This is a genomic window from Rathayibacter sp. AY1A5, assembly GCF_002930875.1.
Lineage (GTDB): Bacteria > Actinomycetota > Actinomycetes > Actinomycetales > Microbacteriaceae > Rathayibacter.
Map to the genome: position 1 here is coordinate 97,052 of NZ_PSTM01000002.1, position 25,313 is coordinate 122,364.

Sequence of the window (25,313 nt, forward strand, 5' to 3'; positions counted from 1 at the left end):
TTCCGGCGTGACGCTGCGATGGCTTGATAGAAGGTTGTCCGCGACTTCGGCCGCGTGACTCGTTAGAGAGATGCCTCCGCGGCGCATCCCACCCGGATGACCCCTGAGGAGAAGAGGCCGCATGATCGTCGCCCACCGCTATGACCACGTCGTCGGAGTCGACACCCACGCCCGCACCCACACCTACGCGATCGTCGCTACCAAGACCGGCGAGATCCTCGGAACGAAAGCCTTCCCGGTCACGGCGGCGGCGATCGACAGAGCGATCGCCTGGGTGCGAGGCATCGCGGGCGGGTCGGTTCTGTTCGCGATGGAGGGCACTGGCTCCTACGGTGCGTCGTTGGGTCGAGCGCTGCTGCGTGACGAGATCGTGTTCTGCGAGGTCCGGCCGCCGAAGAAGTCGAGCCGCGTCCGCGGCAAGACTGATGAAATCGACGCGATCGCTGCCGCGACCTCGGCTATGGGGATCGAGCTCGAGGCGCTGACTCGGCCGACGGCCGACGGGCTGCGCAATGCACTCCGAGTGACGCTTGACGCCCGCCGAGATATGGAAGTTCGTCGCACGAGCGCCCGGAACCAGCTCAACGCGTTGATTCGTACCGCGGACTTCGGGCTCGACACGAGGCGGGCACTCACCGATCGTGGTGTGCAGCAGCTCGCCAATCTGGACGCTAATCGTTCCGACGTGGCTGAGCGCATCATCCGCGCTGAAGCTGTCCGGCTGGCCTCGACCGTGATCGATCTTGGACGGCAGATGCGACACAACCGCGAAGCGTTAGCTGAGCTGGTCGAGCTTCTCGCGCCCGGGCTGCAGCAGATCTACGGCGTCGGCCCGGTCACCGCCGCAGTGGCAGTCGCGGCATACTCCCACCCGGGCAGGGTGCGGAGCGAGGCTGCTTTCGCAGCTCTCGCCGGAGTGAACCCGATTCCGGCGTCATCGGGGAACACGACACGTCACCGGCTCAACCGTGGCGGTGACCGTCAGCTCAATCGCGCGCTCGACGTGATCGCTCGCGTACGGATGGTGTCCGAGGCGCGCACGCGCGCGTACGTCGATCGACGAACGTCAGAGGGCCGAACTGTCCGCGAGATCAGGCGCAGCGTCAAGCGATACATCGCACGTGAACTATTCAAGGCGCTACAGGTCCGCATGGCGTTGTGCACCTAGCCGTATGAATGGGCGCCGAGCACGATGCGAGGGCGTCTGTTCGGCCGTCGACGAGCGTCAGAGGTGACGAGTCTTACGCGAGGGTGGTGGCGTCCTGATCGTCTAAGCGGAACACTGCGCAGCGCGGCGCGGCCGCTGCGAAATCGGCAGCGCTCGCCTCCGGGCCGACTTCGAAGATCTGAGCGGCGACTTTTCGGCCCTGGCTGTGCTGATGCCAGTACGCGCTGAGGATCGGGCCGCGCTGTTCAAGGGTCATCTCGGTGAAATTCACTGCCTCTCGTCGTCGGCCGCGCTGGATCTCGCCACGGCCGGCAGCCCTCACGTTCTTGACCCAGGACATCTTCTGTCCGGCGACCACGTACCGAGCCCCGTCCACGACAACGATCGAGACGGGTGTGGAGCGCGGCTCGCCGGAGACTCGGCCGACCACGGTCAGAACATGCGGAGGACCGGTGGTGATACCGATGTTGTTGAGGAACACGATCACCCTGTTGGCGTACTTCAGGAACGGGGGAAGGTTCTTGTCTTGTGGCATGTCCTACGACCTCGCTTCAGAACACGCGGCCCGTCGGGCTCGCTGCGGCGTCCAGTATCCACCGGGACCCCGTCGACTCCCTGACCGGCGCCGTGGGGTCTCAGGCCGAGACGACGACCGACCGCTTCATCGCGTGTTTGGTCTTGACTCGAAGCCATAGAAGGGTCCCCCGGGGAGCATGGCTTTAGTGGAAGTTGATCGTGGAGGGCGCAGGTGCCTTCCACGACTCTTCCTGATACGAGTGCGGGTCGTGAGCCTCGCGGGGCGGCTCCCCGAACGGATCCTTCGGCAGCGCCGTCGGCGCTGTGGTGAACTTCGCGCGGAGCGATGCGGCGATGGAGCGAATGCGGTAGATCACGGCGTTCATGTCGTTCTCCCGTTCGGGGTGATCAAGCGTCACCTGCCCGAAGCCTACCGACGTCGTTTCTCCGGCGGGGCGCGAGCTCCGCACGCGCAGCGGTGACGGAGCACCGCCGGCGGGAGCCGCTACGCGGCCGGATTACCCGTTTTCCTTACCTTGTTGCTCGGGCGGTTTCGGCACAGTCGTAGTGTGTCGATCGTCCGAGGACGGCAGGTATGGCTTCCCTGTTATCGCCGCTGCGACGGCTTGTGAAGAATGGCCGCCCGCCGTCCACCCGATGGTTCGACCGCTAATTGAGAGAAGCGAACAGATCGCTGCGTAAGGAAACGTCGGCGTGACCATCACCGCCACGAGGGAAGTGAAGGGAGCGGCCATGCCGCAGATTTGGGCCGGAATCGATGCGGGGAAGGGGCACCATCACTGCGTCGTCATCGACGCAGCCGGCGCCAAGCTCCACTCCGCCCGCGTCGCCAACGACGAGGCGGCGCTGCTCGATCTGATCGCTACTGTGACCGATCTCGCCGGTGTCCCTTCCGCCTCAGTGCACGGCGTTCCGTGTCGCGTGGCCGGCGCTGTTCTCTGTCGCCCTCGCAACCCTCGTTCTCCTGGTCGTAGCGATGCGTCTCGGCACGCCCTCTCGCGCTCGATGGCAGTGGCTGATGCTCGGCTCGGGTGTCGTCCGCGCCGTCACCAGCTGGGTTCCGGCTCTGCGTACCGCCGTGATCGTCGGTTGAGCAGCACACGGCACGACTACACGATCAGGTGTTCCGCAAAGGGATGGTTTACCGGTCGCAGGGGCACCGCCTCACATTGGCGGCTACTGTCCGGCGATCATCGCGAGGGAGGGCGCCCGGCCCTTCTCGATGTGGGTGAAGGCGATCGACTCGGCGAGGCGGTCGTTGCCGGCGCGGATCGCGTCGAGGAGGCCGTGGTGCTCGTCGGACTGCTGGCGCTGGTCGCGTGCGCTGGTGAGGTAGAACAGCCACGTCATCCGCCCAGTGACGGCGCGCATCAGCGAGGAGAGCAGGGCGCTGCCGGCGACTTCGACGATTGCCTCGTGCACGACGGTCGAGGTCTCGGCGACCTCGAGCCAGTCCTCGCTGTCGAGGGCACGGTGCTCCGCGTCGATCGCGTCGAGCAGCGGTTGCAGTGACGCACCGGCGGCGACGGCCTGTGCGGCCAGCCGCGCGGCGAGGGTCTCGAGGCTGAGTCGGACGTCGAAGAGTTCGACGACGTCCTCGATGCTCCACTGGGCGACGCGGGTGGAGCGGCGTGGGAGCATCCGCACGAAGCCCTCGTTGGCCAGCTGCGGCACGGCCTCGCGCACCGGCAGTCGTGAGACGTGCAGCTCGGCGGCCAGTGAGGCCTCGACCAGCCGCGATCCCTGCGAGTGCTGGCCGAGGATGATCTGCCGGCGCAGCGTCCGGTAGGTCTGGCTGGCGAGCGACTCCTCGGTGCTGGCGAGTGTCATGACGGTCCTCCTCGCGACGCCGGTGCGACCATTCAACACGCTCGGCCCTGCCTGTGCGGTCCGCCGGCCACCCCGCTCGGCCCCGCGCTCAGCCGCCGGGCCAGCTGCGCTCCTTCGGCAGCGGGCGGGCGTAGCTGTCGATCCGGCTGGTGCCGAGCCGCTGCCGGACGAGCGTCTCGACGAGCGCGGCCGCCGCCGCGACCCCGTCGACCACCGGCACGGGCAGCCGCGCGCCGACGTGCTCCTCGAGCCCCGCCATCCCCGCGCAGCCGAGGCAGATCACCTCGGCGCCGCGGGCGATCGCGCGCTCGCCCGCCGCGACGAAGGCGTCGAGGGTCGCCTGCGGATCCTCCTCCAGCTCGAGCACGCCGAGGCCGGTATCCTCGATCGCGGCGCAGTGCGCGATCAGGCCGGCGGTGGTGAGGCTGTCCTCGATCTGGCCGACCGCGCGGCGGACCGTGGTGACCACTCCGTAGCGGCGGCCGAGCAGCATCGCGAGGTGCGCGGACGCCTCCGTGATGTCGACGACGGGCACGTCGAGCAGCTCGCGGGCGCCCTCGCGGCCGTGCTCGCCGAAGCCCGCCATCACGACGCCGTCGATGCCGGCCGGCAGCCGCTCGAGGGTGTGCAGGACGGCCGCGGCGCTGAGGAAGCTGTCGTACCAGCCCTCGGCCGAGGCGACGCCCCAGCTCGGCGTGATCGCGACGATCTCGGTGCCCGGCCCGACGGCGAGCCGGGCGCGGGCGGCGGCCGTCTCGGTCATCGACTCGGTCGTGTTGCAGTTGACGACGGCGATGCGCATCAGCGGCCCGCCGCCGCGGGGACGCCGGACAGTCGGACAGCGCTGCCCGCGTCCCGCAGCCGCGCCAGATCGATCAGCGCGGCGGCGACCGCGAGGTCCTGCGCGGCGAGGCCGACGGAGTCGAACACGGTGATCTCGTCGTCCCGGGTGCGGCCGGGAGCGGTGCCGGCCACGACGTCGCCGAGCTCGAGCAGCCCGGCCGCCGCGTCGAGGGCGCCCTCCGCGATCGCGAGGACGAGGTCTCCGGACTTCGCCCGCGCGGTGGCCGCGCTGTCGACGACGAGCGTGCCGAGCGCCATCGCCGCGGAGTCGAGCTCGCGGTGCTCCGGCCGCGGACGGGCGCCCACGGCGTTCACGTGCTGGCCGGCGTGCAGCCAGGCCCCGTGCACGATCGGCTCGACCGACGGCGTCAGCGTGCAGAGCACGTCGGAGCACTCGGCGACGGCCCGCGGATCCGCGGCGCGGGTCACGGGGTGCCCGACCGCCTCCTCGAACCGGTCGAGCGTCGCGTCCGACCGCGACCAGACCACGATCTCGTCCAGGTCGCGCACCGCCTGCAGCGCGCGGACGTGCGCGACGGCGAGGTTGCCGGCGCCGATCAGCCCGAGCACCCGGCTGTCCGCCCGGGCGAGGTGCCGGGTGGCGACCGCGGAGGCGGCGGCGGTGCGCGCCCGGGTGATCAGCGCGCCGTCCAGGACGGCCACGCACTCCCCGGTGAGCAGCGAGGTGACCAGGATGGTCGAGCGCTGCGTCGGCAGCCCGCGCGCTGCGTTTCCGGGTAGGTCCGCCATCAGCTTCACGGCGGCCAGGCCCAGGGCATCGGAGCGGACCGCCATCGGGAGGATCAGCCCGTCGTCCTCGCCCGCGAGGGCCGTCGGCGCGCCCTGGTGCAGCGCCCCGGAGCCGAGGTCCGCGAACACCTGCTCGACCGCGCCGAGCACGTCGACGTCGGGGAGCAGCCCGGCGATCTGCTCGGAGGCGAGGACGAGCGTCATCAGCGCGCGCCGACCGTCGCGCGGCCGGTCAGCTCGGCGAGCGAGGGGGCGCGGGTGACGAGGCCGGCCTCGGCGAGGATCCGCATCCAGCGGTCGGAGGCGGCCTCGTCGATCACGGTCGTGTCCCAGACCCCGCCGGCGGCCATCTCGTCGGCGGCCTCGTGCAGGAGCGCCGAGTCGCGGTCGGGCCAGCGCGCGGCGAGCACCGCGTCGATCTCGGCGCCGGCCTCACCCGCGGTGATCCTCTGCATCGCCGTCTCGATCGCGTCGACGAAGCGCTCGGTGCGGTCGGCGAGCTCCTCGACCCGCTCGGTGCGGGTGTAGTAGACGCTGTTGGGCATCACGCCCGCGTCGAGGTGGCGGAAGACGATCTGCCCGCCGCCGGCCGCGACAAGCTCCTTCGCCGAGAGCAGGTCGAGCACGATCGCGTCGCCGAGGCCGTCGCGGTAGAGCTCCAGCATCATCGCCGTGGACAGGTCGCGCGCCCAGCGGGTGGCGGAGACGTCGAGCCCGGCCTCGCGGATCAGGCCCGCGGTGAACTCGAACGGCGCGCTGCCGCCGGCGCCCGGGGCGAGCACGACCTTGCCGGCCAGCCAGTCCAGCCCGACCGGTCCGGAGCCGTCGCGGGCCACGATCGTCATCGGGAAGCGGTGGTTGAGCTGGCCGACGACGGTCAGCTCGCGGCTCGTTCCGGCGTACATCCCGGGCACCCAGAGCCCGCCGAGGGCGAGGTCGGCGGCGCCGGAGTCGAGGTCGTCGAGGACGCCGGTCCAGGGGTCGCAGGCGGTGGCGGTGACGGCGAGGCCGCGCTCGGCGAACAGGCCGCCGACGTCGGCGACGTACTCGGGGAGGTAGTTCAGTCCGTTGGCGGTGGCCGAGACGGTGAGGGTGTCCATGGTGCTCCTTGTGGTGCTGTCCGGTGGATGGTTGCGCCCAACGGTGCCGGAGCGCCAGGGGGCGGGGTGGGTCAGTGGGCGGCGGCGATCGCGTTCTCGTTGACGTCCTCGAGCGAGCGACCCCGGGTCTCCGGGGCGAAGCGGGAGGCGACGACGAGCACCGCGTACATCACGGCGGCGAGGCCGAAGACGCCGGCGAAGGCGAACGAGCCGTAGAGCGCGACCGCGAGGAACGGCATGACCGCTCCGGCGATGTTGCCGATGCCGTTGACGATCGAGGCTCCGGAGGCGCGGATCGCGGTCGGGAAGATCTCGGCGGTCCAGGTGGCGAGGGTCGTGTTGGTGACCATCGTGAAGAACTGGAAGAGGGCGCCGAGCACGAGGATCGCGGCGGTGCCGTTCCCGAAGCCGGCGAAGGCGAGCGCGGTGAGGCAGCCGAGGACTCCGGCGGCGCCGACGGCGGTGCGACGGCCGACGCGACCGGCGATCAGGGCTGCGGTGGTCGCTCCGAGGAGCGAGCCGATGTTCATGATCATCGTGTAGAGCAGGCTCTCCGAGACGGAGTAGCCGCGCTCGACCAGCAGGGTCGGCATCAGGAAGTTCAGCGTGACCTGCGACCCGAAGGCCATCCAGGACGCGACGCCAAGGGCGGCGGTGCGGCGGATCACCGGGCGGCTGAACACCGCGGCGGGCGAGGCCGACATCTTCACGGGCGGCAGGTCGTCCGGCGAGAGCTCGACGGGCGGACGGGCGGCGGTGGGGGTGAGCGAGTTCGAGGCGAGGATCGCGAGCGAGCGGTTCGCCTCCTCCGTGCGGCCCTGCGAGAGCAGCCAGCGCGGCGTCTCCGGCAGCTTGCGGCGGTAGAAGACGACCAGCAGCGCGGGGACGGCGAGGATCACGAACGACCAGCGCCACACGGAGTCGGGGCCGCCGAGCGGGGTCTCCAGCGGGCCGAGCAGCAGCAGGAACAGGCCGTAGGAGAGGAAGTTGCCCAGGCCCCCGGCGCCGACGTTGACGGCGCCGATCGCGGTGCCGCGGAAGCGGGTGGAGACCATCTCGGAGAGCATGACCAGGCCGATCATGAACTCGCCGCCGATGCCGATGCCGACGATCAGGCGGCTGACGAGCAGCATCTCGTAGTTCATCGCGACGGCGCTGAGCAGGCCGCCGAGCGTGTAGATCAGCAGGTTGAGGCTGAGCGAGAAGCGGCGGCCGTAGCGGTCGGCGAGGTAGCCGGCCAGCACGCGGCCGATCAGTCCGCCGATGACCGTGGCGGTGTTGATCGTCGTGAGCTGGACGTCGCCGATCTGCAGCGTCTCCTTGATGTGGCTGCCCATGGCACCCACCGAGTTCTGCTCGAGGGTGTTGAAGAACTCCCCGGCGAGGATCAGTAGGAAGATCCAGAACTGCGCGCGGGTGAAGCCGATGGAGTCGAGGACGGAGGCGACCGTGTGGCCTGAAGCGGGCGGAGCGGTGGTGCGGGATACAGCAGACATGTGTAGCTCCCAGCAGGGCGAGGGGGAAAGCGGCTCCAGAGTGATGGTCACCGCGAGGACTCCTCTTTTGTATCCCAAATACCGTTTCGGGCAGGTTTCCACGATGCTACAACCTCCCTCTGAGCTGTAGTGACCGCGCAGAAGGGCATACACCTCGAAACGTTCGCTGGCGGTGGTATACAAAAGGGCCTCGATGCGCGCAGAGGCTACATGGACCCGTAATGCGGGAGATGTGGGGCACGAGCCGCCGTCGTCATGCGTCTCACGACCCCGGCTGGCCGCGTCTTCAGGCCCCCCGAGGAGTAGGGGCGGCGACCTGAGAAGCGAACCCGGATCGTCGCGCTCCTCGTGGAGCTGCGCGGGCGCCTTCTCGGCGAAACTATCCGCCACCCCGCCGCTTCACCGTCGGGCCCGTCGTCACCGCAGCTGTCGTCGAGACCGTCGACCACAGCGTTCTTCCGACGCTCGTCCGCAGATCTTGAGCAGCGCCGAGTTCAGCTAATCCTGCGTCCCGTATGGGGATCGTTCAGCGGGTCGCTATGCGGTCGGGCCGCTGCTCTCCGCCGCGTGCCGCGGATCAAGGGAGAGCGTGCTCCCGCTGTCAGCTTGCGCGGACCGACAGGTTCTTGCCGAGCTGGGTCCAGCCATCGCCGGTGGCGTCGCCCGGTACGGCGTCGTCAGGGTGGATCTGTACCGTCCAGTCGTTCTGCTTCGACAGCTTCTCGCCGCAGCCACTCACCGGCTCGTCGCCCTCGTTGACGATGACGCAGTGTCCGGCTCCCTCGCGAGGTAGGGCCAAGTAGAAGTCGAGGCCCTCGACCGAGCCGGCGAACCGGATCGAGTCGGGATCGAGCTTGTCGCCGAGGTTCTCGAGCGAGGGAAGTGCGTCTTGCTCCTGCTGCGCCCTGTCGTAGTCCGAGTACACGGTCGGGTCGTCGTAGATGCTGGTGTCCTGCTGCGCACACCCAGCGAGAAGAGGAAGGGCCATGAGTGCGACCGCGACCGCACCGATCTTGAATCTGTAGGTCGGTCGTTCGTGGCCCATGGCGTCCCCCGTTGCGTTTCGCCCACCCTACTTCGCCTGAACTCCAGAGCACCGGCCCTCATCGCCGCAGCGGAGAGCGCGAGGGCACCCGTTCCGTTGGGGGATCGCTCAGCGGAACGCCGGCGCGGGGAAGAGCGTGGCCGGATCCAGATCGCCGGCGGCGCACTGGGTCCCCCGGAGGAGCTTCAATCGGAAGTGTTAGTGGTCCGGTTTGTCGCTGAAGTGCTCGCGGTCGCTGATGTAATCGATCCGGGTTGCATCGAAAATATCGCTTCCTAAGCGGTCCGCCCCTCTTCTTGTCGAGAGCGTTACCGGATATTGCACAAGTCTTGGCGTGCTGTTTGTGAAGAATGAACAGAACAACATCCGCAGAGGTGAAGTATCCCCGGGAAGGAAGTTTGACCCGCCAGATATGAAGCCCGCGTAGGGCGATTCGCTAAAGAAGAGAATTGATTCTCGGGCCAGAGTATGAGAGCGAAACCAGGAGCGTATTACGACAGAGTTTTGACTCACATAGACTCCGAACAGTCTTGCCCGCACCGCTAAAACAATAGTGACTAGAAGTGCGCACAGAACAATTAAATCTGTAAGCGACCAGTTCCAATTCGGCCCGACTATTCCGAGAAAAGCGGCGCATATAACCGGGTTAACGATCCATGCAATCACTCGAGCCCCATTGCCCGACTTCGGAATTCTTCTCGAAAATAACTTATCATCTTTCATTATTTGTGCCCTATCAATAATCTCTCCTCAACTCGGAATAGTAAAAAAGCTAATTCTAAATTGTGCAGTCATTTCCTCACCCTGCGAGGTCTCAGCCTCGCCGTGCCGGCAGGCGTGAAGCCTGCTCCCTGGGCCGATCGGCGGTGGGCTTAGCGCGTTCCGTACGGGAATCCGTCATCGCGACGAGGGCCGGGTCGCAGGTCACCGAAGTCGTCGGACCAGATTCACGACGAGTAACACCGCGTCTGCGGCCATGCCTGCCGAGCGCCGATCGCCGTTCCGGCGGTGCTTCATGGCCTGCGCGAGCTCGATGGCCGCACGAACGACTTTGCGCAGCTCGGCGTTCTCGGACCCAGGTAGTTCGACCTCAACCACTCGACCAAGGCGGGCCTTCGTGCTGGGGATCGGCGGCTCATCGACGCCAGGCTCACCGTGCCGTGCGTGCTCGTAGGAGGCCGCGGAAAGCGCTTCGAGGGCGGCCACCGCGTCGTTCCCGACGTTCGAGTAGTCCTGCTCCGTCCGAGCTGCCCGGAAGTGTCGCCGCATCTCGTTCAGCTCCCCATCGACGCGCTGCCATCCGGTGGCCTTTCGCGGCGAAATGGGATCGGCCAGTGCGCCGGCGAGCGAGTCGGTCTCACGCTCGTCGAGCATCTCGTGGAGTGCATCGAACTGCTCATTGAGCATGCTGCGCCTGGCCTGCCAGCTGCCGTACCCATCGTTCGCCTGCCAATACTTGCGGAACGTCTCGAAGTCACGGAACGGTGGATCGAAGGTGTCGATGCCAAGGCGCGCGAGGACCGCCTTCAACGCGCGGACGAGTAAGCGTGAGTCGTCATTGCTGAGCGGTGAGCCATGGGTGCCGTGGGCCTCGTACTCTTCGTGCACGACCCGGGCGAGAGGCACCGCGATCTCCACATCGCCGTGCTCCGGGTTCGGTCCGCGCAGGAGCCCCTCGAGGAGATTCACGTCGAGCGCGGACTGCTGAGTCACCTCCGAGCCCCAAGCGTTCGATACCACCTCCTGACCCGAGAGGTAAAAATCCCACGTACGCATGCGCCCACCCTAGCCAGCGGCACCCCGCCCGCTGATCGACCTAGACGAGCGTTCCATCTGTCGCAAGTTCGGGCGTCGGGTGGTGTCCGAAAGAGGATCGCTCAGTGCTTCGGTCTCGTGCAACCATGGCCGCATGTCGACCAGCTCGCGTGTTGTTGTCGTGGATGGCGAGACGTTCGAGGTCACGGCCAGGCCTGATGGGATCCACTTCTCATGGGCTAGTGGCCCCAACCCTGGGTACGGTTTCGGATCCAGCTGGTCAGGGGACTCTCCGCCGACAGATGCGCAAATCCGCCCGATGATCGACAGCTTCCTCTCGCAGATCGATCCCGAAACCGGCTACATCTCCGAGGACTGAAGTCCTGCGTGGATGCCACCTGCGGTGTCCCGTAAGGGGATGGGTTACCGGTCGGGCAGGTGATCCTCCGGATTGATGTCCGCTCGTCGTAGAGGTCCGTCGTAGACGCTGCCGGTGCTCCACATGGCGATGACGGCCCATCCGAGGTCGGCATGTGCGATCGTGCCCTCCGGGATGGTGCGCGAGAAGAGGGCGTAGTCGATCCCCTCGACAGGGAGTACCGAGACGGTCCATCCGTCTCGGTCTTGGGCGAGAGCGAGCGAACGAGCTTCGACTTCCTCGATCACGGCGACCCCATCGCGCTTTCGGGAGTCTGTGGGGAGCGTGCCGAGGAGGAGACAGTCGGCGGCGAGGGAGGCGATCGTCACGGGGTCGGTCACCATCCCGTGTACGTGACCGCGGGGTCCGACGCGAGTCCCGGGGCGCACCATGGTGCGGACCGAGCAGCGCGCGACGTGCAGTCCGCGATCGATCGCGATCGTCGTGTCTTCATCGGTGCCGGCGCCATGAGTCGTGGTCCACAGCTCGCGGCCTGACAGGGGGATGAGCGTCTGCATGTGCTCATCCAAGCCAGTGTCCGTGATCGTGCCAAGGAGTCGTCGCTCATTCACGCTGCCTTACTCCGGTGCTGTCCGTTAGGGGGTCGTCGTCCGGCCGCCGAAGATGGCGTCTCGACGTGTGTCGATTCTCGCGCTCGTCTGCACGGTTCTTCGCGTCAACGCGGCGCTCGTGCAGACGACCGTGGGTATTCAGATGTTCAAGGTCCCCTGCACACACGACCGGGCGCCGCTTCGCCGTTCCGTATGGGGACCGGCCACCGGCACAGTCTGGCCAGTACGGCTAGTGAGCAGCGAGGTAGCACGGAGAGCGCCCGAGTGGGAGGCTTCTGCCGTGAGAAGGATCGTCACGGTGCTGGTGTGCGCAGTCTCGGCCGCGACTCTTGCGGCCTGCTCCAGCTCTGGGATCTCGGTGCAGAGGGCACAGGGCGTCACGGCGATGGTCTCTGCCGCGACCCCGAGTGCCGTGATGGAGGCGAGTTTCACTGGGACGCTCACGACGACCGATCAGGGCTGCCTGGCGGTGAGTGTGGGAGAGACGACGTTCCCGTTGAAGTTCCCGGCTGGTTCGCGTCTCAGCGACGACGGCCAGATGATCGACGTCCCTGGTTTCGGCTCGGTGAGTTCGGGTGAGCTCGTCGAAGGCGGAGGCGGCTACCTCGCGCTGGACGGTGTGCCAGACGAGTGTGCTCCGGGTGGCGAACCCGTCGAGTCGATCGTCTGGCAAAGCCTTCCCGACTGACGCTCGCCATCAGGACTTTCGGGCTACTGCGTCTCCGACGCGAGGCCATGAACGAGCCGACTCGGGACTGCCCTGTACGAGGATCTCCTAACGGACCCCTGCTCGTTGAGCGGCCGGTATCGCCGCGCGAGCATGGGGCCATGTCGAAGAAGATCGAATCCGCCCACCGCAAGCTCGTTGACGCGCTGAAGAAGCACGCCGAGCTCGCCTCCGGGAAGAAGAGCCGACGCGGCCGCATCGAGAGCGCCGCCGCCGTCGTCAAGAGCGCTGCGACCAAGTACGCGGCTCTCGTCTCCGCGCGCACCGACACCGAGAGTCCGTTCAGCGACATCACGGGCCCTCGCCTGGACCGTCCCACGATCGCCTCGCTCACGGCCGCGCGGGACGCGCTCACACGCCGGCTGACGGACACGCCGCTCGGTGCGACTGACTTGTAGCTCCCGCTCCCGTCACCGAAGCAGAATCCGTCCTAACGACGCCCGGTCAGCGATGGTCTAGCTGGCGTCCGGTAGGGGGTCGTTCACCGGGATGGCTCGAGCTCGAGCGCAGCCCGCTTGCGGCGGGAACGGATCCTTCGGAGAACGATGCCGGTCGCCAGGAACCCGAGCCCTGCCGGAATGGTGCCTGCGGTCAGAAGGACGGCGTGGAGCGCGAGTAGGAGGTAGTCGATGGAGGACAACCAGGTCATCGACAGAGGGCCGAGGACGTCCGTTATCAAGAAGGAGAACAGGGAGATGGCCAGTCCACACCAGGCGAGGCTCACTACGGCAGGAGTTGAGGCGACCGGGACGCGCTGACGCGGATGTCTCCGCACCGCAATGTGAGCGGCGACGCCGGCGAGGGCGATCCACGTTCCGACGCCGACCGCACCGAACGCGATACCGAAAACTCCTTCAGAGGGGTCCGAATCGGTCACGCCCGTGGCGACCATGAAGCTGCTGAGCATGAGAACGAGGGCTGCGATCGCGGTGGTGAATCCGACTCCGGAGCAGGTGATGAAGGTGTCCAGTGAGGCTTCGGGTGCGGCGGTCGAGGTCGTCGGAGTTGCCGAAGCGGGAGCGCTGGTCATGATCGGAGGTCCTTGTTGGTGGAACCTCGATGGGGTTCGCCTAGTCGGAGGAGAGTTTGAAGTCGGAGTTTGGCTCGTTGGTGTCGGCCGCGTGCGGTCGATTCGCTCACTCCGAGGATTGTTGCGGCTTCGGGGAGGGTGAAGCCGTCCCAGAGGATAAGCCGGATCAGTTCGGACTGGTTTTCCGGAAGGGAGTTCAGGGCTGCGCGGATGTCGAGGGTGTCTGCGTTGACGGGATCGGTTGGGTGGTTGTCGAAGTGCTGGCGGAGTTTCTGTGTGAGATCGTCGTGTCGGATGGCTCCTCGTGCGGCGTTCGAGTGGACTCGGCGGGCGACGCCGAAGAGCCACATGCGTGCCCGCTCGGGGTCGGCGGGCAATTGCTCGATGCGTCGCCACGCGACGATGAAGGTCTCACTGAGAAGGTCAGCGGCATCAGCGGGAACGGCGACTCGTCGGCCGAAGTAGCTGAGTAGGTCAGCTGCGTTCGCGGCGTGAAGGCTTTCGAGTGCTGCATCCTGGTCGGACCGGCGTCGTCGCGCGATCACTCGTCGGTTCCGAGGGACTCGCTGTCGCACTGGCCCGCCATCTCGATGGAGGTGCTGGTCGTGAAGTAACCGGCCTCCTCGAGCACCTCCCGGATCTCGTCGCCCATGAGGGAGCTGGCGATCACCCCGGGGGTCGCGTCGGGGATGTCTGCCGGCCGGCCGGCGGCTTCCGCCGCGACGTTCGCTTCATCGATCCCCGCCTGATTCGATGCCAGGGCCGCCTCGATGTCCTCCGGAGTGACACGGGCGATCACCGGATCCCAGTCGTGCTGCGCGAGGAACTCGCGGGCCCTCTCGGTCAGCTCGTCGGTCTCCTCAATAGAGAGCCCGCCGCCGTACTCCGGTTGGATCCGGGCGACGACCGCGCACGTTCCGATGTCGGCACCCTCAGCGAGCTCGAACGTGCGCTGCACAGCGACGTCAGGAGTCCATCCCACCCACTGCAGCAGCGACGGCCCCGCGACGGCGGCCGTGGTCCCGACTCCGACCAACCCGATCGCCAGAACCGTCACTCCGACTCCGGAGCGGAACCACGCGCGTCGCGGCGGACGGCTCTCGGCCACTGCCCGGGCAATGCCACGCGCGGCTTCGGCGGCCGCCGGATCCTCGCCCAGCGCCAGCGGCGCAGCTCGTCGCACCAGATCGTCCATGCCGGTTCCCCCTCGGTGATTGCTCGTCACTGTCGACGTGTCCGGCCGAGGCTCGTTCTTAACGTCGGCCGCGAAGATTCACGAGCCGACTAGGGCTGGTTGAAGGATTCTCTGGCGTCGGTGATGGTGCTTCCGTCGCGGAGGGTGAGCGTGACTGTGAAGGTGGGCTCCGGTCCGCCGCGGCCAGTCTCGCCTCCCTCGGTGAGGCCGGTTCCCGGCCACCACGCTGCCCAGTGGCCGTCTGCAATCGTGGCGATGACGCTCGTGCCGTCGCCGGTGCGGATGGTGAGCCCGGTCACGTCCGAGCCGACGTCGCCGCGGGTGAAGACGGCGGGCGGGAGGTTCTCGCCCGCGAACTGACTGATGCCTCCCTGCGTGTATTCCTCAGCGAGCGGCGCGAAGCCGCCCTCGCTTCCAGTGGAACTGACGAGTGCCCTTCCCGCAGTGCTCGTCCCTACCGGAATCTCGATGAGGCACGCTCGCTGACTGGGCGTCGTGTAGGAGACCATCACCCAGTTGCCGCGCCGCTCCCCGATCGCCGGCTGACCGAGCTGCTCCGCGTCACCTGACGCACAGGCCTCGCCGGCGGTGGCCAGGTCGGAGGCGCTGGCAATGTCCGATGTGGAGGTCCAGGAGGCGTACGCGCGGGAGTCGACACCGGACGGCAGGACGGCGAGAGCGACTCCTAGCGCTGCCGCCCCGACCCCGGCGGGAAGGACGAATTGCCATCCCCGAGGGCGCCGAGCGGCGGGCTCTCGAGCGGTCACCGGGTCGCTGTGGAGGATCATCTGGAGCCGCGCAGCGGCGGCCTCGCGAGCCGGGCCGTCGAGCTCGTACTGAGCGGCCGGGTCGAGGTCTTTCGTGGCGAGGAGTTCGGGCGTGGTCATGATGCCTCCAAGGCGGGCGAGTCGGCGTGGTGCTGGCGTGAGGGGGGATCGAGTAACGCCCGCAGCGCGGTGCGTGCTCGGTGAAGTCGGAGTCGGAAGGCGACAGCGGTGATGCCGAGCACTCCGGCCGCGGAGGGAGAGTCGAGCCCTTCCCAGGCCGTCAGCGCGATCGCTTCCTGGTGCTGCGGTGTGAGCTGCTGCCAGGACTGGTAGAGGTCGAGCCGGGTCGCGATCGCGTCCTCCGGCGACCGCGCGGCCGCGTCGGTGTGAGCGGCGACCCGGATCGCGAGGGCGGCGGTGCGGTGCTGACTGCGGAGGTCGTTGAGGAGGCAGTTGCGGGCGATGGTGAACAGCCACGCACGCGTGGGCTCGTCTTCCGATGGCGCGGTGTCGTGTCGGCGCCAGGCGATCAGGAATGCCTCGTGCGCGAGGTCTGCGGCGCGCTCGGGGTCAGTGCGACGCCTCAGGAACCGGACGACGCTGACGTACTCGCGCTCGTACAGCTCGGAGAAGCTCGCCTCGCGGTCGGACTGTGGTGGGCTCATACCTGGGACATGTCGCCAGCCGAGCTGCTGTTACAGGTGATCGAGTACCTGTTGATCAGCAACACGGAACCGACGGCTCGCCCACAGGGTGATGAGCCACGCCACCGAGCCCAAGATCGGCAGGAGCACGACCACGACGGTCCACCCGACGCGCGCAGCGTTGGTGAGGGTCTTCGTCGTGATGAGAGTCACGATCGAGACGATGGGAAGAGCGACGCTGAGGATCGAGAAGACGATCCATGCGACGTCGTAGTAGGTGGGAACCAGGATCACCGCGTCCTCAGTCAGAGCGATCTCCTTTGCTGTCGAGCCAAGGCGACGCTGGTCGAACGGTCGCGGATCCAGCCTCTAGGCCATCGAAGCATCGCGCAAGACCGACCTTCTGCGGTCCGTCTCGCATGGGAATCGCTTAGCCGTCAGGGCGAGGAAAGGGACCCGTCACCGGTACCCGCGAAATATCGCCAACCGAAATCGACAGTCAGGGCGAAAGAGGCATCCGTTGCGCGCACATCCGCTGGAGTCGACTCGGTGATCGACCCTTCGTAGGACTGACGGTTGAAGCCCTGAGGGAGCGGGAGGCCATCGACCTGCAATCGGGAGGCGGCGACGAGAGTCCACCGGACGGTAGCCGTCCCGTTGGCACCTCCACCGGGAAGCCCACGACCACCACCACCGGAGATGTCGCCGCTTTGCAGTAGGTCGACGCCGACCAGAGAATCAACGACTCTCACTCCTGTGCCGTGGATTCCGTTGGTCGCGAGGAATCTGTCGACGGCTTCGGCCGCTACGAGCTGATCGGCGCCGTCCACCGCGTAGACGATTCCTCCGTCGAGTCGGCAGACCGTCGTGATAACTGACCCTGACTCGCCGATCTGATCGGATCCTCCCTCTCCGAAGCACCAGTCCTCCGTCGCCCGTGCCACCTCTCGCACGCCAGGCACGGCGTCCACCGCCATCGCCTCGTCAAACAGCGGACGCGTGTCCTGCCGTGCTGCAGCGACAATGGGCGAGGTTGGTGACGGCCCAGGAATGTCAGCGGCACAACCGGAGAGCGGGATCACGGCGGCTGCAAGAGCGAGCAGACCCCGCCAGAGGAGTCGCCTTTCACGGCCAGAGTCGGGTCGCGCGTGCATGCGCCCAACGTACGACGCTCTGGCCGGTGCGCCCAGGCCGCGTACGCGACTACCCGCCGTCACGGAACCTGATTTCGGCCGTTCACGAGACCTAGAATGAGTGACAAGTTACGTGACGCCTTCGCTCGGCGCGCCATCCCATCAGCACCGTGTCACGTATTCGGCCGTATAAGTGACAGGGGTCCGTGATGCTCGTTGGGTACATGCGCGTCTCGAAGACCGATGGAACGCAGACCACAGATCCGCAGCGCGATGCGCTGCTCGCGGCCGGCGTCGAGGACGCGCAACTGTACTCCGACCTCGCGTCCGGCCGGAAGGATGATCGGCCGGGTCTGCTGTCATGCCTGAAGGCACTGCGCGAGGGGGACACGCTCGTGGTGTGGAAGCTGGACCGGCTCGGGCGCGACCTGCACCACCTGGTGAACACGGTCCATGACCTCACCGCGCGCGGCATCGGGTTGAAGGTGCTGACGGGTCAGGGGGCGGCGATCGACACGACCACCGCTGCCGGCAAGCTGGTCTTCGGGATCTTCGCTGCCCTCGCCGAGTTCGAGCGCGAGCTCATCTCCGAACGCACGATGGCGGGCCTCGCGTCCGCTCGAGCACGCGGTCGGGTCGGCGGGCGCCCGTTCACCATGACGCCCGCCAAGGTGCGACTCGCTATGGCGTCGATGGGCAAGCCGGAAACGAACATCGGTGCCCTCTGCAAAGAACTCGGCATCTCCCGCCAGACGCTCTACCGACACGTCTCGCCCACGGGTGAGGTGCGACCAGACGGCCTCCGCGTCCTCGGACGCAAGAGCACCTAGATACGCAGCTCTCCGACGCCGGCGTAGGCTCCGAAAGACGGCTCCGATGGTTGTGCAGACGACCTTGAAGATCTGTGCAGAGGACCTCGAGAACTGACATGTGCCGCGCGTCGGCGCGGGCGGCAGTGTCCCGTAAGACCCGCCCGATGAAATGCCCGGTGACGGGGCGGCTATCGGGACACTGGAACGGTGGATCAGAAGGCAATGCTGCGCACCCGAGCCGAGGCGCTCGACGAGCTCGACCAGCAGCTGCGTTCCGAGGCCGAAGCGACAGAGTTCGCAGGTCAAGAGTGTGAAACACGCAACCCCTCACCGTCCGGCCATTCCTCGGACTTTGTTCCGTACGTGATTGAGTACGAAGATTCAATGCCGGAGCGCGCAAATCAGAACACTCGCACGCTGATGTTCGGTGTGCTGCTCGGTCTTGCGGGAGGTTTTGCGGCCAGTCTTGTTGCTTGGGGAGATTCGCGCCGTCGCGACCGTCGCGAGGAGACACAAAAACAATAAGAGAGGTCAAAGCCCGGCAAGCGCCTATTGCGCGGCTGATCTCGGAGGACCAGCCCGCGCTTTAGTCGCTAGCCAGTTCGCCAATTAGGGTGCGACCTGTGAGGTGGGATGTACTTCACTTAGACGTGAGTATCCACAAACCGATGTATGTGATGTGAAGGGGTGGTTTGGGCGAGAGCCTGTCCGAATGAGCAGCGGCTGGTGCGCGTGCAGTGGTGGCTGCGAGGTTTGATCATGTGTGGCGTAGAGGTGCCGGTGCTGCCATTGCCGCGCCTCCCTCTTCGGGCGGCCGGTTGGAGGGCCGGCTATGACTAGCTGAACCTCAGCAAGCTGACATAATCTCGCTTATGAGAAGCGGCAGTGGGAAGCGCCCGGGGGAGCGCGCAAGCCCTATACCGCCTTCGACGGGCTTGCGTACCGTCGCTGACGACCCGCACCACTCCTCGAGGCACCGGACCGGTGCAGAACAGGTGACAGCACATGACTCGCGAGCAGAACATCGCCTCCCAGCAGGCCTTCGGTGAGGCGGTCAACGCCGGCGACTTCGCCGCGTTCGACGCACTCGTCGCGCCCGACTCGGTCGATCACGACCCGGCGCCCGGCCAGGCACCCGGTCCAGAGGGATACGCCGCGTTCTTCGGCGACCTGCGGACCGCGTTCCCCGACATGGCACTCGAGGTCGAGAAGCTCGTCGCGGACGACGACAGCGTCGCGTTCGCCTACACGCTGACCGGCACGCAGACCGGTGTGTTCCAGGGCCACGCGCCGACGGGCAAGTCCGTGAAGATCCGCGGCATGCAGATCAGCACCTTCGTCGACGGCAAACTCGCCGAGCGCTGGGGAAGCAGCGACGAGCTCGGCATCCTCACGCAGCTCGGCCTCGCACCCGGCGCCTAGCCGGCGGGACTCCGACGGGTTCCGAAGCTCGTGTGCAACCACACCTCGGAGCCCGTCGAGCGGGGTGTGTGCGAACAAACTGACATAACGTCGATTATCGGAGGTCGCGCGGCGGAGCGGTTTGCTCTAGCGAAACCGGTTGCTCCAACTGCACGCCGGTCGCTTCGACCGCAGCCTCGTTTTGTGCCCACGGGTGATTTGGCGCCCGCGCAGGTCAGCGCAGGTTGCTGCTCGGGGCGAAGGGCCGTCGACTAGTTGTCGTTGATGGGATGGACCGACGCACGATCGTGTGTTGTGCAACTTCTGATCACCGCGGAAAAATTTTGCAGTTACAACTGAAACGCCGTAACGTGGACCTGCGCAGATCAGTTGAGACGCGTGATGGAGGATGAAGGACATGTCTAGAACGCTTGCGATCACGGCACCAGCAAACACCCGGGCCGTGCGAAATGAAGCCGCTGCGGTCGTTCGCGACGCGTGCGATGAGCAGATCACAACTTTCTCCGTGCAGGTCGGCGACCGCACGATTCCTCTCCAGGAGAACGTGTCGAGCTTCCTCCGGTTCATACTCGAGCAGGCCGCGGAAGGCGCATCGTTCTCGATCGCGTCACGGCCCGAGGAGCTCACATCGACGGTCGCTGCCGATCTCGTCGGAGTATCTCGCCCCACGCTCATGAAGATGGCGCGGGAGGGACTCGTCCCGTCGATCAGAGTTGGCACTCACACTCGTTTCAAGTCGGCGGACATCGAAGAGTTCCTTCGCGCGCGAAGCGAAGCGAGAGCAGCAGCGTTTAAGGAGCTGCGTCAGATCGACGACGAGCTGGAGCTTCACGCCGCCCAGTAAGCTCGCGCCATGACCCAGCGCATCTTCGTTGACGCGAACATTCTCATGTCGCGCACGCTGATGGACTGGTTGTTCATGCTTCGCGCGGAGACCGGTCGGATGTTCTCGATCGTGACGAGTGAGGACGTCCTGGCGGAGGTTGAGTACTCGTTGCGACGCCTGCACCCCGAGGCGCCCGGCCGGCTGATCGTTCAAAAGCGGGCGAAGATCGTCGAATGTGTCGATGAGGTCCTTGGTGACTTCGACGCCACCGTTCCGTACAACGGCACCGATCCTCACGATCGCCACGTCCACGCTGCTGCGCTCGCGGCCGGCGCGGATATCTTGCTGACCAACGACGGCGGATTCTCGGACAGCGAGGACGAGCTCTACGAGGTCTACCGCGCGGATGACTTCTTCATCCTCATCGATGACGGAGCGCCCTCACACGTGCAGCGTGTGACGGACAAGCAGCGGATTTACTGGCGAGACAGGGATGGCAGACCCCTCGCTGACGCTCTCCGCGGGGCCGAGTGCCCGCAGTTCGCGGAAAGGGTCACCGGGCACCTCCGTATGCTCTCGGGAATCCGCCGCGACGATCTCGCCCCCGTTCTCCTCACTGCAGCGTGAACGCAGCGAGGCCCAGCACGCGGGAGTCGTGCTGGGCCTCGCTGAGTTCAAGCGCGGACCATTGGACGTCTCAGCCCGTGGCCCGAGCCGCAGGTGTCACCGGACCAAGCGGTGCAGGAACTGAATGGCGTGCTCGACGCGCGTCTTGATCACCTGAAGCTGCGGCAGATCGAATCGTCCCGCTCCCCCGTGCGTTGCGGCGTTGAAGTCGGTGAAGAGCGAGATGACACTGTCGATGTCGTCTTCCACGAACTGAGCGAGCGCGGCGACGTCGTTTCCGGTGCGAGCGAGGAAGAACTTGATCTTCGCACGGCGGGACACGCCTCCGTTCGGGGTTTGTACGTACTCAGGGTTTGCCTGCTTCACAGCAGAGTCGGGCGCTTCTCGATCGAGAATGCTCGCGAGGATCTCGCGGGCGCTCGTGCGGAAGTGCCGGGCTGCGTCCGGGTTCTGCGGGCTCAAGGCGAACAGTGCGCCGTTCCACCGGTCCTGCAACTCCGGGTCGATGCTCGCGAGTTCGTTGGTGAGCGACGTCACCCGAAGCTCCGGTTCTTGATCCTCGTCATCGGTTGACGGAGCCAACAGTGCATTGAGGGTTGCGACGCTGTTGGCGGCTTCGCCCTCTGCCAGGTCGAGGAAGTTGCGCGAGTCTGACCAGGCGCCTTCGGTGGCTGCCGACTCCACGTCGGCGAAGGATCGCTGCAACGTCGACACCGATCGGGTGTAGGTGACATAGCGCGTCGACGAGTGCGTCTGGGACCGCAGCTTGCTGAGTTCCCGCTCGAGCCGCTGGCGGTTCGCGCGGACACGCGAGTTGTGGGCGGACGCCTCGCGGTTGTACGTGCTGACCGCTTGGCGCACCTTGTTGTTGTAGTTGCGGACTTCCCGGTTGTAGTTACTGATGGCCTGCCGCTGCTTCTGCTCGGCCTGGCGAACCATGCTGCGAAGCTGGGAGGGAGTGACTCTGCGCACCATCACTACCACCGCACCTTCTCGGCCGTGAAGGTGATCCTGGTCCCGGAGCTGATCGCCTCCGCGTACTGGCTCAGCTCCGGATCGGTGAGGTCACCGCCGTCCTGGCGGAAGATGCGCTGAAGCGCGGGCTTGATCTCGCTGACCGGTCGACCGGCATAGCGGCCGTGCAGAGCCGCGAGCGCGCGCCTCCGCTTGCGGGCGACATCGTCGAGGGTCGACTGGACCTGCTGCTGCAATTCGCGGCGAAGCGCTGCTTCGTTGAACGTGAATGACATGGTGATGTGTGAGCTCCCTGCCCGAACGGGCGTTGGGGAAGCGTGCCGTGCATCGAGACGTCGACGAGGGTCCGTGGCTCCGGGAGGAGCCACGGACCCTAGGGGCTAGCCCTTTCCGAGGGTCGAGCCGGCCTTCGACTTGGCGGCCTTGCCGGACGAGTCGGACGCGAGGGTCCTTCCCGCCTTCGACAGGGCAGCCTTCGAGGGCTTGGCCGACCGTGACGACTTCGACATCACGTGCTCCACTTCTCTATATGAGGGAGGCAGCGTCGCGTCAACGGGCCGGAGCCCGCTTCACGCAGAGGTCATGGAACCTCTAAGGTCAAGGAGTCCTTCCACAGACACCCTCGGCCCCGATCTGCCTATGAGCACCGAATCTGCTCAGGAGCAGATCGGGGCTGTTTACATTCACAACTGTAACTCAGTGGTCCGCTCTGCGCCTCTGTCGCAGCGGAAATGTGGTAAACACCTCCTGGTTTATCCACAGGATCTTGAGCCGCCAGGGGGCCGTCAGGGGCCGAAACGGACTGCTTTTCGAGCTGGGTCACGCTTCGGTCACGAATTACACGGCTGAAAGTCAAAGCTGAATGCTTGCTGAGGAAGTTATCCACAGGCGGCCTGCGCAGGACGTCCTCGACCGGTCGCCCGTGAGGAGATCCCGTTCGATCTCTGCCGCTAAGCCGCGCTTTGCGCGGCACGGGGCCCGAATGCGTGCTCACCGCGCCAGCTTCTCACCGACCCATGACACAGGGCCTTTCCGGGCTGAGTGCCATCCCGAATGGGGATCGATCGGCGGGACGCTGAGCGTCCAATTCCGCCACGACATGCATCACGAGACGGCATGGGCCGAGAACTGACATAAGGTCAATTTTGATGAAAAGGGCGCTTGTTTCCGGTGGTTGGGGTCAGCGTCCGGCGCCGTCTCGCGCTGCCACCACTTCGGTGTAGAGCGGAGGCTGGTTGTCGTCCTCGAACATGCCGACCGGTGGCGGCGTGTAGGGCAGCGGATCACCGCCGTCGTTCTCGTCGCGAGAGTCCGCGAACGGCCCATCCATCGACAGGAGCACGTTCATGTGCGGGTCGCAGTGGTTGACCCACCAGGTGCTCGGCCCGTCCGTCTCGTCTCGTCGTGCGGCCTCCCACGCCCGCCACAGGGCTTCGATGCGCAGCACTGCCTCCTTGCTCTCCCACCAGGCCGCTTTCCAGCGCATGCCGCCCCCGGAGCCGTAGGCGATCACCCGGCGCCGGTAGGTGCTGATGAGCTGCTTGCGCACGAACTCATCCGCGGACCCGTAGTGCGTCGTCACTGCCTCCTCGTCTTGCGCCGGAGCGTGCTCCGAGGCGGGTGCGGAGTCCTCACCGCCGAACGGGTCGAAGTCGTCTGCGGTCATGCTTCCTCCATAGCGGCGGTAGTGACGAGGGGCGGCGTGGTCGGTGCGGGCTTGCCCGCTTTGTGGTTCGCGATGGAGGCGTTGATCGACTCCACCAGCGCCTTGGGTCCGTCGAACCACGGGACGGTGCGCAGGATCGCGGCACGGTTACCGGAGGGCATCATCACCGCGCGCCCGATCTTGCGGCCCTTCCGCGGTGTGGGGAGGTTCGCCAGCTCCGCGACGTCGAGGATCAGTTCGCGCTTCAACGCGCTCGTGGTCGAGCGCACACCCTTGTTCATGCTCGCGGAGGTCGTCTCCCGGTCGTAGGTGCCGATCAGGTCGGACACCATGCGCAGGACCCTGAACCGACCCCTTGACAGCACGGTGCTCGGAGCTGAGTGACGCGATGCGCTCACACGCACCGCTCGAGCAAAGGCTCGCTCCCTCCTCCCTCCGCCGTCACACCCAACTAGGAGGTACCACAGGGGCTCGCGGGTATGTAAACGCCCAGCCCCCATGCCCGTCGGCCACCCTTCCCGGCCACAGGGCCACGCCGCCGGGCCTGCGAAGCCCCGCGTTACCTCTTCTAGCGTTCCATAGCGGAACGCAATAAAGTCACTGCCTCGAAGGTAAGTTTCGGCTGGCTGGTATGAATTGCTTGCCCGACCCATTTGATGCCATTCTCATCAGCCTTGATAGACGCGGTTCCAACGGGTTCCGAAAGCTCTTGGGCTGTATCCATACCATGAAGTAGTGCGGCTTCCACTCCTTCGGACGTGAGAAGCTGTTCATGCCACCCGAAAACGTTGGAGGGTCCTCTTCGATATCTATAGAGGATGAAGGCGTCATTAGGTTCCTGTGCCCAGCAGTGAATAAGTTCGATATCACCAGCACGATCTTGCTTTAGGAAGACACGCACTCCTCGCAGGAAGGCGTCGGCTGTATGTTCCGCCTGTGTCATTGCCCAACTCCTCCTAATCGACAGTAGCAGATGAGAAGAGTAGATTTCTTCTCCTCTGCTACTGACCGAACTTACTCCGTGAACATGATCTCCGGCAGGGGCGCGTAGTCGAACGCGACCTCGGTCACGTCGCTTGCGATCTCTGCCTTCAGCTCCTCGATCTCCGGCGACGCGAGGATCTCGGCCTGCTTCGCTTGTTGGTCCGCCGTGAGCCCTTCCTCCGCAGGCGTGCTCGACCGGCTAAACGGGTTGTCGACACCTGGGTAGTCAATCGAGTACGTCACCCAGTCGGCGCAGCGAGCTTCGCCGCCCTGCTTGCAGTAGAGGGTCTGCATGCCCATCTTTCCGCCGACGGGCCATCCGTAGTACAGGTCGTACGACCGGGGATTGTAGATGCCCAGCAACTCGACCTGCTCGCGGAGCACGCACCTGCCGTCGACGCAGTCGTAGTTGCCCGCGTAGGCCTTGAGATTGTAATTGCCGTTCCCCTGCAGCGTGCTGTTCGTGGAAGCCATCACCTTCTTCATTGCGTTGGTGCTCCAGATGTTGTGCTTGTGGAAAACCTTGTCGAGGCCCCACCCGCGCTCGATGTCTGCATCGTAGAAGCCGCGCCGGATCGGGAAACTTCCATGCGTACTGCTCGACACCGTCGCGAAGGTGTCTGTACTGGGGTAGCCGGCGGGCGGTTGTGCTGCCATCACCGGTCCCGTAGAGACCAGTCCGATTCCGGTGGCTGCGATGCCCGCAATAAGCAGGCTTGCAGCGAAGGAACGGAAACGCTTCATGCGATCCACCTTTAGCTTCTTGTCTCTACTCTCATTGGCACTTCTGAATTCCCTCAATGGCATATCGAACGGCCTTTCATCTGTAGCGTTTTTTCAGATGCGGATTGATCTCCGCGTTTGAAGAAGGCTTGCAGCGAAGTCAGGAACGGTCAAGAGCGGAGCTTCAAGTGGCGGGATAAGTGGCGCGTTCGTGAGCGAGGAGTCTTACTCGGATCTTCGTGAATTCGGCTCTACTTCTTTCTCTCCT

At 66.0% G+C, this 25,313-nt stretch carries 33 protein-coding genes and 1 pseudogene; 10 read left to right on the forward strand and 24 right to left on the reverse strand.

Features of this window, described 5'->3' with window-relative positions; all coding sequences use genetic code 11:
* The first annotated feature begins 121 nt into the window (after positions 1–121).
* Positions 122–1,168: an IS110 family transposase gene (locus tag C5B98_RS01760; RefSeq protein WP_104327207.1), complete on the forward strand. Its 1,047-nt coding sequence runs from the start codon at positions 122–124 to the stop codon at positions 1,166–1,168.
* A 73-nt stretch (positions 1,169–1,241) separates the two neighbouring features.
* Here the strand turns inward: C5B98_RS01760 and C5B98_RS01765 are convergent, their stop codons facing one another.
* The gene (locus C5B98_RS01765) at positions 1,242–1,703 is read right to left on the reverse strand and encodes a nitroreductase family deazaflavin-dependent oxidoreductase (protein WP_104226502.1); all 462 of its coding nucleotides are present in this window, start codon (positions 1,701–1,703) and stop codon (positions 1,242–1,244) included.
* A gap of 184 nt (positions 1,704–1,887) precedes the next feature.
* Entirely contained in the window at positions 1,888–2,103 is a 216-nt protein-coding gene (locus C5B98_RS01770) for a hypothetical protein (RefSeq protein ID WP_146076862.1), read from the reverse strand.
* Positions 2,104–2,437: 334 nt separating this feature from the next.
* Here C5B98_RS01770 and C5B98_RS01775 point away from each other — a divergent pair.
* A pseudogene (locus C5B98_RS01775) lies at positions 2,438–2,587 on the forward strand (transposase); the annotation flags it as partial.
* Positions 2,588–2,881: 294 nt separating this feature from the next.
* Here the strand turns inward: C5B98_RS01775 and C5B98_RS01780 are convergent.
* The 7 genes from C5B98_RS01780 to C5B98_RS01810 form a co-directional block, all read right to left on the reverse strand.
* Positions 2,882–3,535 carry a GntR family transcriptional regulator gene (locus tag C5B98_RS01780; RefSeq protein WP_104224667.1) on the reverse strand — a complete coding sequence of 218 codons (654 nt, stop codon included), beginning with the start codon at positions 3,533–3,535 and terminating at the stop codon, positions 2,882–2,884.
* Positions 3,536–3,623: 88 nt separating this feature from the next.
* A complete protein-coding gene (locus C5B98_RS01785; protein ID WP_104226500.1) occupies positions 3,624–4,337 on the reverse strand; it encodes an aspartate/glutamate racemase family protein in 714 nt (237 codons plus the stop codon).
* Positions 4,337–5,332, reverse strand: a complete 996-nt coding sequence (locus C5B98_RS01790; RefSeq protein ID WP_104327208.1) for an ornithine cyclodeaminase family protein — start codon at positions 5,330–5,332, stop codon at positions 4,337–4,339. Before C5B98_RS01790 ends, C5B98_RS01785 begins: the two co-directional genes overlap by 1 nt.
* On the reverse strand, positions 5,332–6,228 hold the full coding sequence (locus C5B98_RS01795) for an ABC transporter substrate-binding protein (RefSeq protein ID WP_104327209.1): 897 nt from the start codon (positions 6,226–6,228) through the stop codon (positions 5,332–5,334). The genes C5B98_RS01790 and C5B98_RS01795 overlap by 1 nt, the downstream gene beginning before the upstream one ends.
* 71 nt (positions 6,229–6,299) lie before the next feature.
* Positions 6,300–7,724, reverse strand: a complete 1,425-nt coding sequence (locus C5B98_RS01800) for an MFS transporter (RefSeq protein ID WP_104262279.1) — start codon at positions 7,722–7,724, stop codon at positions 6,300–6,302.
* Between the two features lie 601 nt (positions 7,725–8,325).
* Complete coding sequence (locus C5B98_RS01805) at positions 8,326–8,769, reverse strand: hypothetical protein (RefSeq protein WP_104262280.1); 444 nt, start codon at positions 8,767–8,769, stop codon at positions 8,326–8,328.
* 924 nt (positions 8,770–9,693) lie between these two features.
* Positions 9,694–10,545: a hypothetical protein gene (locus tag C5B98_RS01810; protein WP_104262281.1), complete on the reverse strand. Its 852-nt coding sequence runs from the start codon at positions 10,543–10,545 to the stop codon at positions 9,694–9,696.
* A gap of 133 nt (positions 10,546–10,678) precedes the next feature.
* On the opposite strand from C5B98_RS01810, the gene C5B98_RS16550 reads away from it, so the two are divergent.
* Positions 10,679–10,903 carry a hypothetical protein gene (locus tag C5B98_RS16550; RefSeq protein WP_104262282.1) on the forward strand — a complete coding sequence of 75 codons (225 nt, stop codon included), beginning with the start codon at positions 10,679–10,681 and terminating at the stop codon, positions 10,901–10,903.
* A gap of 44 nt (positions 10,904–10,947) precedes the next feature.
* On the opposite strand, the gene C5B98_RS01815 is transcribed toward C5B98_RS16550, so the two are convergent.
* Entirely contained in the window at positions 10,948–11,514 is a 567-nt protein-coding gene (locus C5B98_RS01815) for a hypothetical protein (protein WP_104267731.1), read from the reverse strand.
* A 280-nt stretch (positions 11,515–11,794) separates the two neighbouring features.
* Between C5B98_RS01815 and C5B98_RS01820 the strand changes: the two genes are divergently transcribed.
* The gene (locus tag C5B98_RS01820) at positions 11,795–12,202 is read left to right on the forward strand and encodes a hypothetical protein (protein WP_104267732.1); all 408 of its coding nucleotides are present in this window, start codon (positions 11,795–11,797) and stop codon (positions 12,200–12,202) included.
* A 140-nt stretch (positions 12,203–12,342) separates the two neighbouring features.
* Positions 12,343–12,639, forward strand: coding sequence for a hypothetical protein (locus C5B98_RS01825; protein WP_104262285.1), 297 nt, complete (start codon positions 12,343–12,345; stop codon positions 12,637–12,639).
* Positions 12,640–12,722: 83 nt separating this feature from the next.
* On the opposite strand, the gene C5B98_RS01830 is transcribed toward C5B98_RS01825, so the two are convergent.
* The 7 genes from C5B98_RS01830 to C5B98_RS16555 form a co-directional block, all read right to left on the reverse strand.
* Entirely contained in the window at positions 12,723–13,271 is a 549-nt protein-coding gene (locus C5B98_RS01830; RefSeq protein ID WP_104262286.1) for a hypothetical protein, read from the reverse strand.
* Positions 13,268–13,816: an RNA polymerase sigma factor gene (locus C5B98_RS01835; protein ID WP_181065430.1), complete on the reverse strand. Its 549-nt coding sequence runs from the start codon at positions 13,814–13,816 to the stop codon at positions 13,268–13,270. The genes C5B98_RS01830 and C5B98_RS01835 overlap by 4 nt, the downstream gene beginning before the upstream one ends.
* Positions 13,813–14,466: a hypothetical protein gene (locus tag C5B98_RS01840; RefSeq protein ID WP_146076863.1), complete on the reverse strand. Its 654-nt coding sequence runs from the start codon at positions 14,464–14,466 to the stop codon at positions 13,813–13,815. The genes C5B98_RS01835 and C5B98_RS01840 overlap by 4 nt, the downstream gene beginning before the upstream one ends.
* 89 nt (positions 14,467–14,555) lie before the next feature.
* Entirely contained in the window at positions 14,556–15,353 is a 798-nt protein-coding gene (locus C5B98_RS01845) for a hypothetical protein (protein ID WP_104262289.1), read from the reverse strand.
* Positions 15,350–15,898, reverse strand: a complete 549-nt coding sequence (locus C5B98_RS01850; RefSeq protein WP_104262290.1) for an RNA polymerase sigma factor — start codon at positions 15,896–15,898, stop codon at positions 15,350–15,352. Before C5B98_RS01850 ends, C5B98_RS01845 begins: the two co-directional genes overlap by 4 nt.
* A gap of 30 nt (positions 15,899–15,928) precedes the next feature.
* Positions 15,929–16,171 carry a PLDc N-terminal domain-containing protein gene (locus C5B98_RS01855; RefSeq protein ID WP_181065431.1) on the reverse strand — a complete coding sequence of 81 codons (243 nt, stop codon included), beginning with the start codon at positions 16,169–16,171 and terminating at the stop codon, positions 15,929–15,931.
* 143 nt (positions 16,172–16,314) lie between these two features.
* Entirely contained in the window at positions 16,315–16,848 is a 534-nt protein-coding gene (locus C5B98_RS16555; protein ID WP_146076864.1) for a hypothetical protein, read from the reverse strand.
* Between the two features lie 371 nt (positions 16,849–17,219).
* On the opposite strand from C5B98_RS16555, the gene C5B98_RS01860 reads away from it, so the two are divergent.
* The 5 genes from C5B98_RS01860 to C5B98_RS01875 all read left to right on the forward strand — a co-directional run bounded on the left by C5B98_RS01860 (position 17,220) and on the right by C5B98_RS01875 (position 20,697).
* Entirely contained in the window at positions 17,220–17,840 is a 621-nt protein-coding gene (locus tag C5B98_RS01860) for a recombinase family protein (RefSeq protein ID WP_104262291.1), read from the forward strand.
* Positions 17,841–18,029: 189 nt separating this feature from the next.
* Positions 18,030–18,347: a hypothetical protein gene (locus tag C5B98_RS16560; RefSeq protein ID WP_146076865.1), complete on the forward strand. Its 318-nt coding sequence runs from the start codon at positions 18,030–18,032 to the stop codon at positions 18,345–18,347.
* A gap of 480 nt (positions 18,348–18,827) precedes the next feature.
* Complete coding sequence (locus C5B98_RS01865) at positions 18,828–19,244, forward strand: ester cyclase (protein WP_056045707.1); 417 nt, start codon at positions 18,828–18,830, stop codon at positions 19,242–19,244.
* Positions 19,245–19,641: 397 nt separating this feature from the next.
* Positions 19,642–20,088 carry a helix-turn-helix domain-containing protein gene (locus tag C5B98_RS01870; protein WP_181065432.1) on the forward strand — a complete coding sequence of 149 codons (447 nt, stop codon included), beginning with the start codon at positions 19,642–19,644 and terminating at the stop codon, positions 20,086–20,088.
* Between the two features lie 9 nt (positions 20,089–20,097).
* Positions 20,098–20,697: a PIN domain-containing protein gene (locus C5B98_RS01875; RefSeq protein ID WP_104327210.1), complete on the forward strand. Its 600-nt coding sequence runs from the start codon at positions 20,098–20,100 to the stop codon at positions 20,695–20,697.
* A 96-nt stretch (positions 20,698–20,793) separates the two neighbouring features.
* Here C5B98_RS01875 and C5B98_RS01880 read toward each other — a convergent pair whose 3' ends face one another.
* The 7 genes from C5B98_RS01880 to C5B98_RS01900 all read right to left on the reverse strand — a co-directional run bounded on the left by C5B98_RS01880 (position 20,794) and on the right by C5B98_RS01900 (position 25,075).
* Positions 20,794–21,636: a hypothetical protein gene (locus tag C5B98_RS01880; RefSeq protein WP_146076866.1), complete on the reverse strand. Its 843-nt coding sequence runs from the start codon at positions 21,634–21,636 to the stop codon at positions 20,794–20,796.
* Between the two features lie 38 nt (positions 21,637–21,674).
* Entirely contained in the window at positions 21,675–21,947 is a 273-nt protein-coding gene (locus tag C5B98_RS01885) for a hypothetical protein (protein ID WP_104327212.1), read from the reverse strand.
* Between the two features lie 105 nt (positions 21,948–22,052).
* Positions 22,053–22,181 (reverse strand): hypothetical protein, encoded by a 129-nt coding sequence (locus C5B98_RS17175; RefSeq protein ID WP_258063410.1) that lies wholly within the window; start codon positions 22,179–22,181, stop codon positions 22,053–22,055.
* A 671-nt stretch (positions 22,182–22,852) separates the two neighbouring features.
* The gene (locus C5B98_RS01890) at positions 22,853–23,338 is read right to left on the reverse strand and encodes a DUF4913 domain-containing protein (protein WP_104327213.1); all 486 of its coding nucleotides are present in this window, start codon (positions 23,336–23,338) and stop codon (positions 22,853–22,855) included.
* Positions 23,335–23,670, reverse strand: a complete 336-nt coding sequence (locus C5B98_RS01895) for a hypothetical protein (RefSeq protein WP_104327214.1) — start codon at positions 23,668–23,670, stop codon at positions 23,335–23,337. The genes C5B98_RS01890 and C5B98_RS01895 overlap by 4 nt, the downstream gene beginning before the upstream one ends.
* 236 nt (positions 23,671–23,906) lie before the next feature.
* Entirely contained in the window at positions 23,907–24,281 is a 375-nt protein-coding gene (locus C5B98_RS16565) for a hypothetical protein (protein ID WP_146076867.1), read from the reverse strand.
* 71 nt (positions 24,282–24,352) lie between these two features.
* Positions 24,353–25,075 (reverse strand): hypothetical protein, encoded by a 723-nt coding sequence (locus tag C5B98_RS01900; RefSeq protein ID WP_104262297.1) that lies wholly within the window; start codon positions 25,073–25,075, stop codon positions 24,353–24,355.
* Positions 25,076–25,313 lie beyond the last annotated feature (238 nt).